This window comes from Curtobacterium sp. B18 (assembly GCF_000333375.1).
Lineage (GTDB): Bacteria > Actinomycetota > Actinomycetes > Actinomycetales > Microbacteriaceae > Curtobacterium.
In genome coordinates this window covers 1-1,771 of record NZ_BACZ01000156.1, presented here as the reverse complement: position 1 = coordinate 1,771, position 1,771 = coordinate 1, and the positions used below count along the sequence as shown (strand labels likewise).

The following is a 1,771-nucleotide window of genomic DNA, read 5'->3' as shown; positions in this document are numbered from 1 at the left end:
CGGAAACCGGCTCCCGCCCAGAAGGCACTGCTCGCCTGGCTCCTGGCAGCGAACGCGACCGGAGCCCCGGCGACCGGCGCCCCGGTGACCGGCGCCACCGCGACCGGCGCCCCTGCCCGAGGCCGCCGACCGCGACGCGATCCGGGCCCTCATGGCGAAGCTCTCCCGCGGCGCCGGTGGTGCGGCGGCGAACGTGACGGTCGGACAGGACCTGCACGACGTCGCCCTCGCGACCATCCGTCGCGCGATGGCCGACTGTCGTGGACTCGTCTTCGACTACGCCGGACCCCGCACCAGGGGGAGCAGCCGCCGGGTGGACGCGCTGCGCGTGGAGTCGATCGACACCGACTGGTACCTGCGGGCGTGGGACCTCGACCGACAGGCTCTCCGGACGTTCCGCCTGGACCGGATGTCCGGCGTGCGGGTCGACGACCGTCCGACCGAGAAGTCCATCGACGACGTCGTGATCCCGGACACGCTGTTCCAGCAGTCGGCGGAGGACGTGATCGTCACGGTCGAGCTCGACTCGTCGTCGTTGCCGCTCGTGGCCGACTTCCTCGCGGACACGGCCGACGCGCCGGACACCGACGGCCGGGTGCGCATCCGACTGGCCGCGTCGAACGGGTTCGACGGCGTCGTGCGGCTCGTCGCCGGGCTGCCCGGTCGCGCGGTCGTGCTCGACCCGCCGGCCGCGCGCGCCGCGGTCCGCGACTTCGCCGCCGCGGCCCTCGCCGCCGACTGAGGCCCGCTCCCGCTGCGCTGCGCGTCAGCGTGCCGACCCGGGCTCGGGTCGCTCCCGGGCGTCGGCCCCGCCGCAGACGCGCCCACCGACGGGACGGGAGGCGCGGTGCCAGCCCGCACCGCGCCTCCCGTACGCCGCCCCCTGCCCCGTGACCCGCCACCGCGGGACGCGCCCCGTCCCTCCAGTCCGTGACCCACCTGTGCGATCGCACGTCGCGGTCGACTGTCGGTCCCGACCCCGTAGGATCGAGGCATGGCTTCGACGACCGCGCGCGGGCGAGCGAGGCGGACCGGGCGTCCGACGAAGGACGCCGAAGGCCGCATGTCGCTCGGGCAGCACCTCATCGAGCTGCGCAACCGACTGTTCCGCGCCGTGATCGCGATCGTCGTCGCCGCGGTCGGCGGGTGGTTCCTCACCCCGTTCGTGCTCGACGCGCTGCGGTCCCCGGTCTCCCAGCTCGCCAAGGTCGGCGGGCACACGGCCGAACTGAACTTCCCGATGATCACGGGCGCCTTCGACCTGAAGCTGCAGATCGCGATCACCATCGGCATCGTCATCGCGAGCCCGGTGTGGCTGTACCAGATCTGGGCGTTCATCGTCCCGGCGTTGGTCCGCCGCGAGAAGCAGTACGTCTGGGGCTTCCTCGGCACCGCGATCCCGCTGTTCTTCGCCGGCTGCTGGTTCGGGTGGTACATCCTGCCGCACGTGGTCGGCATCCTCGGCAGCTTCGTGTCGAGCCAGGACACCTCGATCGTGGACGCCAAGGCCTACTACGACTTCGTCATCAAGCTCATCGTCGCCGTCGGCATCGCGTTCGTCCTGCCGGTCTTCCTGGTGCTGCTGAACTTCGTCGGCGTACTGTCCGCGGCGTCGATCATGAAGTCGTGGCGCGTCGCGATCCTCTGCATCCTGGTCTTCTGCGCCATCGTGACGCCGAGCGCCGACGTCATCTCGATGTTCCTGCTCNGCGTGCCGATGATCGTGCTGTACGTCGCCGCGTGCGCCGTGGCCTGGGTCCACGACCGCCGG

Annotated in this window: 2 protein-coding genes; both read left to right on the top strand. The window is 72.0% G+C overall.

Features of this window, described 5'->3' with window-relative positions; all coding sequences use genetic code 11:
- Nucleotides 1-151 precede the first annotated feature (151 nt).
- A complete protein-coding gene (locus tag I5E_RS04295; protein ID WP_022905907.1) occupies nucleotides 152-742 on the top strand; it encodes a WYL domain-containing protein in 591 nt (196 codons plus the stop codon).
- Nucleotides 743-994: 252 nt separating this feature from the next.
- Nucleotides 995-1,771 (top strand): twin-arginine translocase subunit TatC (tatC, locus tag I5E_RS04290; protein ID WP_307157940.1); only part of this gene is annotated, 777 nt, incomplete at its 3' end.